Below are 14,821 nucleotides of genomic sequence, written 5' to 3'. Positions count from 1 at the left end.
TGGATCATGCCGCTGAATTACGGCGATAATATCAGGTGACCTTGAAGGTCACCCGACGGGGGCGTGCAACCGACAAGATTTGCTGCTTATGAAGCAGACGAACGACGCTTTGTTGCTTTCCCCGAAGACTTTGTTGGCTTTTCCGGTGCAGCTTTTCCATCTGTACCTGCTGGCAGAAGCTCGATCAGGAATGCCTCAAGAGGTGCAAGGCTTTCGGCCTCAAGTGCCTCAGAAAAATCTCCGCCGACTGGGCCCAGACGGGTGCCATCTGTGAATGTTGCTGTCAGGCGAACCTGATGCGTCGTGGCGGAATTACCTTTGAGACGAACACGCAGGCCAAGGATGGGAAGCGCCATTCCACGGGAGCCGCAATACTGGCCACCTTCTGCCCATGGGGAAAGCCAACCCTTACCCAGAACGGCCTGATATTCTATATCCGTTGCAGGAATCGTGCTTTCAGGAGCGATGCTGAAGCCTTCAATCCACTGTTGGCTTGCAGGAACACCCATCCATTCACCGATAGATGTTGAAACATCACCGCGACGCTGGATGTGCGCAGAAATTTCCACAGCTCCCTTAGGAGCAGCTTCGCTTGTGGCTTCTTCGGTGGGAATAGCGGAAGTTGGACCTGCAAGCTGCACGACCTGAAGCTTTGGCGCATCATGTGAGCTACCGGGCTCCTGATATGTTGTCACCAGAACGCCTGCTGGACCACGCATAACGCGGACGAGAGCTGCGCCATTGATGCCGCCGATCCAGCCATCTTCTTCAAAAGTGCTAACCGAAACGATACCCGGCGGGGTCCCGGGAGCCCGGGAGATACGAACACCCGGAAGACCTGATGGGCCAGGAGGCTGCTGTCCGGGCGTATGAAAAACACAGAACATCCCAGCATCCAGCACCATCATGTGGGCCCCGGCCTTGAGATCGATAATGCGCTTTTGGTTTGTAACCTGCGCCGGCTCTGACATTACCCACTCCTATTCCCGGGATACGTACACGAAGATCAGTCATTTTAGTCTGTGGGCTGCCATGACTGCCAGAGCAATCCTGCCTTCCCTAAAAGCTGGGAACCACCTCTTATCAAACGAGAAGAGTTTGCTTCCATTTTACCAATGTATTCTAGCGCTTCCCCAGTGTTGGTAAAGGCGCCTTCTTCATCTGTTTCGCCAATAACGAAGAATTAAATCCGCGAACATTTCGGGTGGAACCCCCAGGGGAAACACGGCTCCACGCCCACTCTGGCGAACGCGTTCTCCTTGTGCGCCCAGATCAAAACACACGACATCCAGCCCAGCGCGCCATATCTGGCTTAACGCATAACACCATGTCTCCGGCGCAATGGAGGAGATAAATCCAAGATCAGGGCTCTGTGCCTTTATGAGATCGCCTACATCCTGTTCCTGATATTCCCCGGTGACGGCAATACCATTACTGATCAGGGCATCATCATCAGGACTATGCCCGACAAGCACAAATTCGATCGGCAGACCACGTTTCCGGACATCTCTCGCTACAGCCAGAAGAAAATCAAACCCCTTCCAGCGACTGATGCCGCCCACTACGCATATTTTCAGTGAATGAGCGCCTGATTTCACGGGAAATTTGGGGAGCGTGCTCAGAGCGGCATCATTTTCAAGCGGAGTAACATCCACCGCCAGCCCAGGGAAATGGCGCTCCAGACGGCGTGCGGTGTCATGCGTTGGCGCCATCAGGCGTCGGGCATACGACAGTTCAGTGCGCGACCGCTTAAGCAGTTGCGGCACTGTAATGTCTTCTCCCAGATAGCTGCCCCATCGATCAATGCAACGCACGCAACCCATAACATCGGGCTCTCCACAATATCGGCCTTGCCCATCAAGAAGCGAGATGCGCGGACAAAACCAGACATGGTCGTGAATAAAGATCTCGTAGGGAACACCGAGCTCTGTATGTAAGTGCCTGATAGTGGAGGCGTGACCAACAAGGTGATGCCATTCAATAAGTTGTACTCGAATGCTGCGAAGGAGCATGAGCAGTAAAGGCAGTTCAGACGGCAGATCGAATTTCAACGCCGGAAATGACCCAGGCTTCCCACCGGCCTCCAGACCGCAGCCAGATGATGTCGGCCGAATGGCGACTACACAAAGCCCGTCTGCCTCAAACGCCTCTGCGCGTTCACGCACAACACGGCCTACACCACCCCCCGCATCATGCTGAACGAGAAGCACTGAACTTCTGCGCCCACACTCTTTCTGCAAACGCGCGATATCAATATTGCGCCGCATATCAGCCAGAGGATCCAGCGCGATAAAGGCTGCCACATACTCATCATAACCGGGATGTAGAGCATTGATGGTCTGCAAATTACGGGCCATCAACGCACGACGGCTGCTCCCGAATGATGCAGATCCAACGTGCCCAACGTAAAGATCGGTAGCCGCCACATGACGAAAGCCCTTCGCCGATGCGCGTAAGGAAAAATCATTTTCCTCCCCATAGCCCTGCGCGAAGAGGTCCTCGCGGAAATAACCCGTCTCTTCCAGGCACTCCGCAGCAATAGCCATGCAAAAACCATTTGCGGTCGGGAGTTCGATAGCCGTGTTCGAAGAAACCTGCTGACAAACCTTGTCCAGCAACCTGACTTGAGCAGGCGATGGAACATCATTTGCCACCGTGACAGATGGGTAGGACAGAATACTCGCATCGTTCGAAAACGGTGTAGCCGTACCCACATCGCCGAGGTCAAGCCACGCGATCAACCGTTCAAGCCAGCCAGACGGCACCAGAGTATCACTGTTCAGCAGGACAACATCCCGCCCCCTGACCTCTCGCATTCCACGATTGGCAGATGCCGGGAAACCAAGATTGACGCTGTTGCGCAGTAGAATAATCCGACCATCCTGCTGCGCAATTTCATCAAGTGCGACCTCCAGATCGCGCTCGGGCGTCGCATCCTCGACAACCACAATCTGAACATCTGCTGCAACTGTATCGAGCACACTCCTGAGGCAGGCGAGAGTGCAGGCTTTGTCTCTGTAAACCGGGATAACGACTGCGCAGCCCCGCTTCGCGCGTGGCGAAAAAGCCCTTTTGGGCCAATTTCCGACTGGTCTAGGACGCAGATCTACTGGCAACAGATGCAGATCGCCAGCAAGAAGGCGTCCGAGAGCGGGCCTCAATGGTGCACCCGTCAGAGGGCGTCCATTACCATCACGAATCATCAGGAGCCTAGATTTACTCTCCTGGAACGCAGAAACCGCAAAATGGAACGAACGGGGCCGGGACAGAGGCACTTCACTGTCCACATCTGTTGCGTACGCCTCAACGTAAACAGCCGGAAGACCATCGACCGTCACGCAAGGTACAAAATCAGGCTCGGCGGGATGCCAGATCCAACCGCTGACTCCCCTTTCTTCAGGCCAGACAAGAGATTCACAACGTGTAATACTTCGAATATCAACAGGGCTGCCCAGAACATGACGACGCCCAACTCGAACATCGAGACGCTCTGCCTGTTGCCAGTTTTCCGGTAACTCGAAGCAATTATTATCAGCGCTATGACAAATTTGCCCATCCAGCGCGAGCGTTACCGGGCCAGCAGCTTCGACCAACAACACACCACTATTGGAAAGCGTGCACCAGCCAGGCTTCTTTCCCCGCTTTGTCAGTTCCTGAGCCAACACATGGAGTTCACTGCTCGCATGATAGCGCGCTAACGCCCACCCCATTGCCGCAACCGCTTTAGGCACATCTCCCAGACGTGCAAAACAAATCGGTTCAATGAACGCCGCTTCACGTAGCCCGAACTCTGCCTTCAGACGTTGAACACGCACAAGACAGGCTTCAATCTGCCCGTTCGCAAGTGCCGCAGTCGCATAGGCAAATGAAACATTCGGCGTATTGCGCGCCAGACGCTCCGCACGGCCCAGCCAAAAGACACCGTCTGCCAAACGCCCATGCGCAATCAGCTGCTGGCCACGATGAAATGCTTCCTGAGCGCGGGCGCTCATCGCGTCACGCCAGGCAGCGCGCTCACTTGCTGTTACTTCATGCCCATATCCAGCGAATGCAGCGCGGGAGACTGTTCCTGTGCGATCAAAGTCAGCGGCATTGAGAGACACGCGCCCTAATCGTCCTCATCCGGTTCAGCAGAATCGAGCCGTTCCAGTTCTATGGAAGCATCCTGAATGCCCTGCCCCTTCGCACGCTGCAGCCATGACCGACCTTCCAACGGGTCCGTCACACCACCAAGACCGCGAACCAGATAACGGCCAAGCATGAGCTGGGCGAGGCCACTGCCGCGTTCAGCCGCCTTACGGAACCATTTCTGGGCCTCGACTCGATCACTCGGGACATCGTGCCCACCACCGTACATGGCAGCAAGCGAGAACATGGCGTCTACGTTACCACTTTCTGCTGCCTGCCTGTAGAGGCTGAACGCACGTGCATGGTCACGACGTCCATTGATGCGGCCCGTCAGAAGAAGCTGCGCCAGTGCTGCCTGAGCTTCTGCCATGCCCGCGTCTGCCGCTTTTTCGATCCAGTTCATGCCTTCCGTAGGGTCGGGATGAATGCCGCGTCCCTCCATCAGAAGACGCCCATACCAGTATTGGGCATTGACGATCCCATCGGATGCCTGCCGCAACCAATGGGCAGCCTGCCGGGTGTTCTGCTCGCTGCCGATACCTTCTGCGAGACACACACCCAGATTAAAGGCGCCGAGAAGATCACCCTTTTCCGCGGAGCGCTCGAACCGCTTGCGTAAAGATTCACGCTCGGCTTCCGTAGCTTTTGCGCCCGTGAGCAGGAGATTTCCAAAATCTGCATCGGCTGAGCGATCTCCAGCCTCAGCCGCAACTGCAAACCAGTGTGCCGCCACATCCGGGTCGCGTTGTGTTCCACTGCCGGTCAGGTAGAGAAGCGCCAAAGCGCGTGCAGCCGGGCCATGCTTCTGCTCCGCGGCGAAGCGATACCATTTCACAGCTTCGATCAGATTCGGCGGCAGATCTCCACCGTTTGCGTAGATATCGCCCAGCAACGCAGCAGATTCGGAATCACCCCCAAGTGCTGCGCGTCGCAACCACGTTTCCGCCCGTCCGGCATTGCGCTCAATACCCTGTCCCTCAAGCAGCATAATGCCGTAGCGGGCCTGAGCTGGGACAATATTTCGCTCGGCGGCCTGACGGTAATACTCCGCAGCTCTCCCCAAATCCCGGGGTATCCCGCTACCTGTCTCACTCATTCTTCCCAGAATGGAGAAGGCTGTCCCCAGGCCGCCCTTGGTGGCCTCCTGAAAATGAACTGCTGCTTTTGCCTGATCTTCCGCAGTCTCGGCGTCACGAAGAATAACCAGTCCCATGCCCAGATGGCCTTGGGAACACCCAGCCTCAGCTGATCGCTCGTACCACTGACGTGCCTCCACCTGATCCCGAATGTCTTCGGGCCCGTTGGTCAGGATATAACCCAGCAGCGCCTGCGCATCTGCGGAACCTGCTTCCGCCGCGATGCTGGCCCAATGTCTGGCCTGATAAAAATCAGCACGTCGCTCGGCCGGCGCAACCCGAGCCGAGAGATCCAGAACTTCTTCTTCTTTTCGGACTTCGAAGCCTTCCGGCATGCCCATCGCATAGAGCGTGGCAAGGATAAAACATGCCTCTGTCTTACCCGCATCGGCAGCGCGACGCAGCCACCGCGCACCTTCCTCAAGACTGGCAGGCGCTCCCAATGCTTCGAGATAGCATCGACCTACGCGAAACTGGGCTTCGACATTCCCCTGCTTTGCAAGGGCACTCAGAATGGAGAAACCTTTCAGGGGCTGACCATTCTCGAGCAGTTTTATTCCCTGCGCGAGCTTTGCCCTTACGGAGAATAATGAAGAAAAACGATGTGTAAGAGCCATGCCCAACCTTGATCCCTGCCTGACTGCCCCGGCCTCAACATCCGGGGCAACGGACATCAGGGTTCCCGCATGCCATTTGTAAGAGCTGGCATCATGCGATTGAAGAAATACTGCATGATCGTGCGCTTGCCGACGTCAATATCCGCCGTGACAGGCATACCTGGCGCAGGGTGGAAGAAGGCAGGCTGACCATGAAGCGTGTAACGGTCCACACGCAGACGAACTCGATAGTAAGTGCCTTCATCAGCACTGCCCTCCGATCCGCCAGAAGCCTGATTGGCATTATCTGACGGGCTGAAGGAGTCGGCACTGATGATCCGCACCGTCGCTTCAGCGCCACCATACTGATCATATGGAAATGTGATGAACTTCATGATTGCATGATCGCCCAGCTTAACAAAACCTGCGTCCTGAGCGCGCATCACGGCTTCCATCTCCAGACCATACCCTGTCGGCACCAGCGTCATGAACTGGTTGGCAGATTGAAGGACCGAGCCCACAGACACTTTGGCAATCGTCAGAACAATGCCGTCTTCGGGAGCTTTCAGCAGAATAAGATCCTGACGCAGGCGCGCCTTCTCGTAATCGCTGCGGTACTGATCAAGATGATGCTGTGCTTCCGTCAGGTTGGAGTAAATCTCCGCCTTCCAGTTTTCTTCAAAGCCTGAGCGCTCAGCCTTCATTGCTGCGAGCTTGTTTTCAGCCGAATTTGCATTCTGCTGGGCTTCGATCTCAGAGCGCTCCGCTTCCATCATGTCGTTCTGGGCGCCGAGCGTGGAAAGCCGTGAGCCAACCTGATCGGCCTGCTCATGCTGACGCATCCTCAGAACCTCGCCCGCAACATGCATTTTGCTGGCATACATAGCTGCACTTGCACGATACCCCTGCATGTCGCTCTGCAGAGCTGCAATCTGCTGCTCGTAGTTCTCGACACGCGCACGATATTCATTGCGGCGACGCAGGAAAGCTGAAGCCTGCTGCACTGAAGCAGGAACAGCCATGTCAGGTTTATAGTCCTGGCCTGTAGCCTCAGCATTCAGCCGATCGGTTTCCGCCTGATACGCATCACGCTGCTTTCGCATGTTCGTGATGTCTGCCTCTGTGATGGTCGGATCAAGATGCGCCAGGATCTGGCCCTTGTGGACAAAATCACCAACATGCACATCGATTGAGCGGACAATCGAAGTTTCCAGAGGCTGCACAACGATCGTCGGCTGCGTGGAAATCAGGCGTCCTGGTGTTGATACAACGCGGTTCAGGGGAAACAGGATCATCGCCAGCAGGCTGGCTATGAACAGGGCCCCAATCACCCAGACAATATACTGAGCCGACGGCGTTGCGGGAATATTAACCAGACCTGCCGTGGGCGAATGAAATTCCAGCAGCGCCACCGGCATACCATTTGGCGCAAAAGGATCTGTCGCCGTACGGGGTATGTGCTGCGTGAAACTCTCATGCCCCTGATCTACAGAACCTTCGCCATCCTGCGGGACGATATCGGAGGAGCTCATGATTACTCTCCCTCGCTCATTTGTTCGATGCCATCATCAGAGGCACCAGGAGGCTGGGTGTGGCGGTTCTGCTGGAGCCACAGCATTCGATAGATCTCACAACGCTCAAGGAGCACGGCGTGCGGCGCGATGTCGACGACCTTGCCCTGATCCATAACGGCAATCTGGTGACAATCGACGAGGGAAGAAAGACGATGGGAGACAATAACCATCGTCCTTCCCTTGCCGATACGCTGAAGATTGGCGTTCACCAGAGCTTCAGATTCCGGATCAAGCGCTGACGTGGCTTCATCAAGGATCATCAGTTTCGGATCACAGATAACTGCACGTGCAATCGCTAGACGCTGGCGCTGACCACCGGAAATGTTGGTCGAACCTTCTTCGATCCACGTGTCATAACCCGCAGGCATACGCTCGATGAATTCTTCCGCTCCTGCAAGACGGGCGGCACGCACCACGTCATCAATCGTCAAACCAGGGCGACCAGCGGTAATGTTGTCCTTGACTGTTCCACGAAACAGGAAGTTATCCTGAAGAACCACCCCGAAAGAACGGCGAAGATGAGTCAGGTTGATTTCGCGAAGATCAACACCATCAAGGCGCAGATAACCGGTATAATTACGACTTACACCCTGAAGAAGGCGCGTGACTGTAGACTTTCCGGAGCCTGAACGTCCGACAAGCCCAAGCATGGTGCCTGCCGGGATGTCGAAATTGACATTGTTCAGAGCTTTGGTCGTCGAGCCGGGATATGAAAAATTCACATCCATAAACGTCAGAGCGCCCTTGATACGTGGTCGCATTCCGGTGGTCAGGGCCTTGGTCTCAGTCGGCTGGTTGAGGACCATTCCAGCCTCGGCAAGGGAAACCATGACTTCGTTAAACGATTCCGTAAGCTTGGCCAGCCCAACAAGTGGGGAAGCAACCCTACCACCCAGCATCATGAAGGCGGCGAGTGCACCCGCCTGCATAGTACTTGAGTTCGTCAGAATCAGATAAGCACCAACCAGGATAACACCACGGTTGATAAACATGTCGAAAGGCATGACAAGCGTTGTGGGCCAGTTCGACATTCGACCGGCGGCAAGCTTCCAGCGCACGACCTCTGCCGTTCTCTCATCCCACTCTTCACGGCGTGTTGGCTCCAGTGCAAGCGTCTTGACCGTACGAATACCAGCGACGGTCTCGTAGAGGATCGATCCGCGGCTCATCTCCGCACGCACCTGTCTGCCCATCACACGTGTGACTGCAGGGAGAAAGGTTACGACAATCAAACCGATGCAACCTGCGCCAGCCAACGTCATCCAAGCCATTGTAGAGCTTAAAAGAAACAGGATTGGCAGAATGACAACCAGCGTGAACATATCCAGCATGGTCGTCAGCAATTGCCCTGTCAGAAAGTCGCGAACCTTAAAGATGGCCATGAAGCGACCAAGGATTTCGCCCGTCTGCTGACGTTCGTAAAACTCAAGTGGCAGCGCAAGCAGACGATTGAACGCGTGCAGCGACATTCGGGCATCGAGACGTGTCGACAGCACAAGCGTTAATTCACGGCGACCGTAAGTCAGGAGAATTTCGTAGAATGCCAGGATGATCACGAAGCCGGAAAGAGAGACCAGCGTCGCCATCGAGTGGTAACTGACCACGCGATCCAGCACCTGCATAACGATCAGCGGCGGAAAAATCTGGAGAACGCTGAGCACCAGTGAAGAAAAGGCAATATCGCGTAGAAGCTTTTTTTCTCGCAACACCATCTTCGCAAACCAGAGCAGATCAAAACGTGCATCTGCTTCTGATTCATCGCGGCGACGCTTCACCAGAAGCACATCACCCGTCCAGACCTGAGAAAGCCTCAGTTCATCTACTGGAACGGGGGCATCTCCCTCACCGCCCATCGGATCCCTGAGCCAGACGACACCGCGCTCAGGGTCTGCACTGACCATAAGCCCGGCAGACCCATCCCGGAACATAAGAACGACTGGCGGCGTATTCTGCAAACGCACGAGATAGCGCCATCGCAGGCGCATGCCCTTTGCCACTGCGCCCTGTTCGTTCAGCCATCGCGCCAGAGACGCAGGTGAAGGAGAATCCTCCCCTGGCTCGGCAGCAAAATCGCGGATGTCGAGTTCAAGCCCATGGAAACGGGCAGCGGCCATTGTCGCATAGAGTCTTATGACCGCCGGGCTGACTTTGCCTCCTGGGCCAGACACGCGCTGGGTTTGCTCCACGAAATGTCCTTAATATTTTGTTGCCCAACATCCCTGCCCCGAAGGCCAGACACATTCGTCCACTACCAATACAAATAGAGAAGACTATCTTTTCCGTCACCACCTGCAAGAAGGGTAAAGGAAATTTCTTTTCGTTCCCATAAGCTATCGGAACCCATCATTGCTTTATCAATAACGATAAACTGATTCCGGGGTCGTATTTCCAGCAAGAATTTCCAGACGAAACCGGGCCTTTACGAGAACATCTTCCTTTAATGTTTTCCAATAATTGTCCAACTGCTCCGCTGGAACAAGAAGCAGCACATTCGTAAATTTCACTCCATTTCCCAGAAGGCGACTCTGTGCGATGCGGCCAAGCTCTTCAGCAACTGGAGAGCGGCAACACACACATCCTTTCAGGTGCCGTTGTGAGAACGGAGAAGGCGCAGGCAGGACTTTTGTAGCAGCCCAACCCACCTCAGATGAGACCGCCTCAAACACCAGCAAATACGTCTCTGCCCGAACTTCTGCATCCCATTCAGGAAGATCCGAAGCGATCCTTAGTAAAGGCTGAAGTGGTGAACGCAGCATCGGACGACCTTCGTCAGGATAGCTCGGCCCCAACTTCCGCTGCCCCAACAATACGACGGGGACGTCCATAACGGCTGGCAATAGCCACCCCCGCCATGACGATGACACCTCCAAGCAACGTGCGGAAACCGGGCACTTCACCCACCAGAATGAACGCCAGAACAAACGTTACGGGAGGGAGAAGATACAGGAAGGCTGCACCACGTGCCGCCCCCATATGCCCAATGACGAATGCCCATGCCGCATATCCGATGGCAGCAGGGAAAACACCAAGCTCCAGAACGGCCAGGCTGGTCGCTGTCGATCCATGGGCAACGCTTACAAGTCCCTGCGGCAGCCATGGCACCAGGAAAACTGCGCCGGCTACGAGGATGCATGCAATACTGGGCAACGCCCCATAACGTTGGATCAAAGATTTTTGCAGGATCGTATACGTCGCACCACAGACAGCCGCACCAAAGACCAGTGTTGCCCCGGACCCCAGGGCCACCCCGCCCGACTGCCCTTCAGCAATCAGCGCCACGCCTGCAAAACTGATAACGGACCCAAGCCAGCCCCACAGAGGCATTCTCTCGCCCAGAAATATTACTGCCAGAATCGCCGCCATCAGGGGGGCCGCGCTGATCAGAAGACTAGCAGCCCCGGATGACACCGTAACCTCACCGCAATTGAACAGGATATTGTAAAACGAGATACCGATCAGACCACACGCCAGAACCCGAGGCATATCCCTCAAGGCGGGAAGAACCGGACGCTTCCATACAATCCACAATACCGCCAGAACCGCCGCAACAGCGTATCGCACGGCCGCCAGTGGCACAGGTGCCAGTTCATGGAGCGCAATCCGCACAACAGGATAGGCACTGGCCCAGGACACAATGGCTATAGCCACGAAAAAAGGAAGAAAACGACCGGCACCATTTGTCATGTCTTCCGCTTAGCAGAACGTGCACATGGGGCTCAATCAAAATGGATACAGAGACGTAAGCGGGCGCAAAGCTCAGGGTTTGCTTCCCTCCTCGCCACACCTTTATAGTATGTGTCCGACATCATGCGCCGTTCTGGCTGTGGCCGTCCTGTTTTCCCGCTGCTTTTCTCCCGAGAACCCTGCCCCATGTCTTCACGCCCCCATCTGCTTGATGCTCTCTCCGATCAGGTCCTGCTGTGTGACGGCGGTATGGGATCGCGCGTCCAGATGCTCGATCTTGAAGTCGAACGGGACTACTGGGGCCAGGAAAACTGCACCGAAATCCTGAACCTTTCACGGCCTGAGCTCGTCCGCGAAATTCATCGCGGTTACTTCGAAGCTGGCGCAGACATGGTGGAGACAAACACATTTGGCGGCTCGATCCTGACGCTTGCTGAATTTGATCTCCAGGACCGTACCCGCGAGATCAACCGCATTGCCGCAGGCCTTGCCCGCGAAGCCGCAGAAACCTTCTCTGATGACCGCCACCGTTACGTCATGGGTTCGATCGGACCGGGCACGAAACTGCCAACGCTCGGCAACGTGGATTACGATACCCTCGAAGCCGCAATAACCGAACAGTGCCGTGGCCTGATTGACGGCGGCGTGGACGGTTTTCTGATCGAGACATGTCAGGATACCCTCCAGATCAAAGCTGCTGTCAACGCAGCCAAACTGGCGCGGATCGAGCTGGGATCGGATGCACCGATCTTCGTTCAGGTCACCGTCGAAACAACCGGCACGCTCCTTGTCGGCCCTGACATTGCTGCCGCAGCCACTGCAATTCATGCCCTTGATGTCCCCTCGCTAGGCCTCAACTGTGCGACAGGCCCTCAGGAAATGGCGGAGCACGTGCGCTGGTTGTCTGAGAACTGGCCTGGCCTGATCTCGATTCAGCCCAATGCCGGCCTGCCAGAACTCGTGGACGGCTCGACTTTCTACCCGCTCAGTCCGGATGAGATGGCCGTCTGGATGGAGCGTTTCATCATTGAAGATGGGCTAAACCTGATCGGCGGCTGCTGCGGCACTTCCACGCCGCATATTCAGGGACTGGACGCCATGCTGCGCCGCCGTGGAGGGGCCAGACTTCGTCCCGCACCGGTCTCACGCAAACCTGTCTGGATTCCTTCCGTATCCAGCCTCTACAGCCAGACCCCCTTGCGACAGGAAAATAGCTATTTCTCCATTGGCGAGCGTTGCAACGCCAATGGCTCGAAAAAGTGGCGTGAGCTTCAAGAAGCGGGTGACTGGGATGGGTGCGTTGCAGTCGGGCGCGAACAGGCCGCCGAAGGCTCGAACTCCCTCGATGTCTGCACGGCTTTCGTTGGGCGTGACGAAGTCGCAGAAATGAGCGAAGTGATCACGCGCTTCACCTCATCGGTAAACGCCCCACTGGTGATCGATTCCACCGAAACCCCGGTCATTGAAGCAGCGCTGAAGCTGCACGGCGGTAAGCCCATCATCAACTCGATCAATTTCGAGGACGGTGAACAGCACGCCCACGACCGCATGAAGCTGGCCAAAAAATTTGGTGCGGCCATGATCGCGCTCACCATCGACGAAGTCGGCATGGCCAAAATGCCGGAGGACAAACTACGGATTGCGGAGCGTCTGGTAGATTTCGCTTGCAACCAGTACGGTCTGCCCCAGTCCGATCTGATGATCGACCCGCTGACCTTCACCATCGCCACAGGCATGGAAGATGACCGAAAGCTGGGAGCATGGACCCTTGAAGGCATTCGCCTGATCCGGGAGAAATTTCCCGATATCCAGATTATTCTCGGCCTTTCAAACATCTCCTTCGGCCTCAATCCAGCAGCACGCGCCGTTCTGAACTCGGTATTTCTGGACCACGCCGTTAAGGCAGGCATGACAGGCGCCATCGTCCACGTCTCGAAGATCCGACCACTGCATCTAATTGCTGCGGAAGAAGTGAAGGTTGCGGAAGACCTGATCTACGACCGCCGCACGCCGGATTATGACCCTCTCCAGAAACTTCTAGAGCTTTTTGCCGGACGCAAGGCTGCAGACGCCGTCAAGAAGCGTCGCGCCGAAACCCCGGCAGAGCGCCTCAAAGAACGGATCGTAGATGGCGAGCGCAAGGGGATCGAAGAAGATCTCGAAGCGGCCATGAAAGAAATGACCGCTCTAGACATCATCAACAACGTCCTGCTGGACGGCATGAAGGTGGTGGGAGAACTCTTTGGCTCGGGCAAGATGCAGCTTCCGTTTGTCCTTCAGTCCGCCGAAACGATGAAGACTGCCGTGGCCTGGCTGGAACCGCACATGGAGCGCGTGGAAGGCCAACATCGCGGCACCATGGTGCTTGCGACCGTCAAAGGCGACGTCCATGATATTGGCAAAAATCTTGTCGATATCATCCTGACGAATAACGGCTATCAGGTCATCAATCTTGGCATCAAGGTGCCTCTGGCTGACATGATCGCCGCTGCCAAAGAGCATAACGCACATGCCATCGGCATGTCGGGCCTTCTGGTAAAATCCACCGTCATCATGCGCGAAAACCTTGAAGAGATGAAGCGGCAGGGCATCGACCTTCCCGTTATTCTTGGCGGCGCAGCACTCACAAGAAATTATGTCGAGGAGGAGTGCGCGCGCGCCTATGGGGGTGGGGAACCGGGGCGCGTGGCCTATGCCCGAGACGCGTTCGATGGGTTGTCCCTGATGGACAAGGTAGCGCATCAGGGCTTCGATGAGTACCTGACAGCGATCCAGACAAAACGCGCAGGAAAATCGGGACGCAAGAATGCGCGTGCGCCCGAAATTGCTGAAACACGCGGGTTCGAGTCGATTGATCCAGCAGCAGCACGGGAACGCCGGGCACGTATCGCCGGCACCATCACACCCCCGACGCCGCCTTTTTGGGGGCCGCGCCTTGTGGAATCAGTTCCCAACGCCGTACTGCCATTTCTGAACGAACGTTCTCTATATCAGTTCCAGTGGGGCTTCCGGAAACAGGGGCGCTCTTTGGAAGAATTCATGGAATACGCAAAGACAGAGCTTCGGCCTGTTCTGAAGCGTATGCTGGCCCTGAACGCAGAGCAGGATATTCTTCGCCCTCAGGCACTCTACGGCTACTGGAAAGCCGCAGGTGACGGAAATGACCTCGTGCTTTTCGAAGAAGACGGAACAACCGAGGCCGCACGTTTCACGCTTCCACGCCAACCAAAGGAAGACGGCGAATGCATCGCCGATTTCGTACGCGACATTAATGATGATGTGCGAGATGTTGTAGGTCTGCAAATTGTCACCGTCGGACAAAAAGCATCAGACCTTGCCCGGGAGTGGTTCGAAGAGAACCGCTATCAGGACTATCTGTATCTCCATGGGCTTTCCGTCGAAATGGCGGAAGCCATGGCGGAATATACGCACAAGCGTATTCGTGCCGAACTTGGCTATGCTGCGGAAGACGACCGTGACATGGAAAAAATGCTGAGCCAGTCCTATCGGGGTTCGCGCTATTCGTTCGGCTACCCTGCCTGCCCACGCCTTGAAGATCAGGAGCCAATCCTGCGCCTCCTCGGCGCCGAACGCATCGGCGTCTCACTTTCGGACGGCTATCAGCTCCACCCGGAACAATCGACTTCCGCACTGGTAATTCTTAACCCTCGTGCAAAGTACTTCACGGTCTGAATAGCTGGAT

Annotated in this window: 8 protein-coding genes; 1 reads left to right on the top strand and 7 read right to left on the bottom strand. The window is 55.8% G+C overall.

Annotated elements, in window-relative coordinates; translation table 11 throughout:
* Window positions 1-86 precede the first annotated feature (86 nt).
* The 7 genes from GWA01_RS11975 to GWA01_RS11945 form a co-directional block, all read right to left on the bottom strand.
* A complete protein-coding gene (locus GWA01_RS11975; RefSeq protein WP_146798335.1) occupies window positions 87-971 on the bottom strand; it encodes a hypothetical protein in 885 nt (294 codons plus the stop codon).
* A gap of 186 nt (window positions 972-1,157) precedes the next feature.
* The gene (locus tag GWA01_RS11970; RefSeq protein ID WP_229316086.1) at window positions 1,158-4,103 is read right to left on the bottom strand and encodes a glycosyltransferase; all 2,946 of its coding nucleotides are present in this window, start codon (window positions 4,101-4,103) and stop codon (window positions 1,158-1,160) included.
* 5 nt (window positions 4,104-4,108) lie between these two features.
* Complete coding sequence (locus tag GWA01_RS11965) at window positions 4,109-5,881, bottom strand: tetratricopeptide repeat protein (protein WP_146798513.1); 1,773 nt, start codon at window positions 5,879-5,881, stop codon at window positions 4,109-4,111.
* A 56-nt stretch (window positions 5,882-5,937) separates the two neighbouring features.
* The gene (locus tag GWA01_RS11960; RefSeq protein ID WP_146798333.1) at window positions 5,938-7,392 is read right to left on the bottom strand and encodes an HlyD family type I secretion periplasmic adaptor subunit; all 1,455 of its coding nucleotides are present in this window, start codon (window positions 7,390-7,392) and stop codon (window positions 5,938-5,940) included.
* Between the two features lie 2 nt (window positions 7,393-7,394).
* The gene (locus GWA01_RS11955; RefSeq protein ID WP_146798511.1) at window positions 7,395-9,548 is read right to left on the bottom strand and encodes a peptidase domain-containing ABC transporter; all 2,154 of its coding nucleotides are present in this window, start codon (window positions 9,546-9,548) and stop codon (window positions 7,395-7,397) included.
* A 240-nt stretch (window positions 9,549-9,788) separates the two neighbouring features.
* Complete coding sequence (locus tag GWA01_RS11950) at window positions 9,789-10,190, bottom strand: hypothetical protein (protein WP_146798331.1); 402 nt, start codon at window positions 10,188-10,190, stop codon at window positions 9,789-9,791.
* A 13-nt stretch (window positions 10,191-10,203) separates the two neighbouring features.
* Complete coding sequence (locus GWA01_RS11945) at window positions 10,204-11,118, bottom strand: DMT family transporter (protein WP_146798329.1); 915 nt, start codon at window positions 11,116-11,118, stop codon at window positions 10,204-10,206.
* A 186-nt stretch (window positions 11,119-11,304) separates the two neighbouring features.
* Here GWA01_RS11945 and metH point away from each other — a divergent pair, with 186 nt between their 5' ends.
* Window positions 11,305-14,811 carry a methionine synthase gene (metH, locus tag GWA01_RS11940; RefSeq protein ID WP_146798327.1) on the top strand — a complete coding sequence of 1,169 codons (3,507 nt, stop codon included), beginning with the start codon at window positions 11,305-11,307 and terminating at the stop codon, window positions 14,809-14,811.
* Window positions 14,812-14,821 lie beyond the last annotated feature (10 nt).

This window comes from Gluconobacter wancherniae NBRC 103581, assembly GCF_007988885.1.
GTDB classification, from domain to species: Bacteria; Pseudomonadota; Alphaproteobacteria; order Acetobacterales; family Acetobacteraceae; genus Gluconobacter; species Gluconobacter wancherniae.
This window is presented reverse-complemented; position numbering and strand designations above follow the sequence as displayed.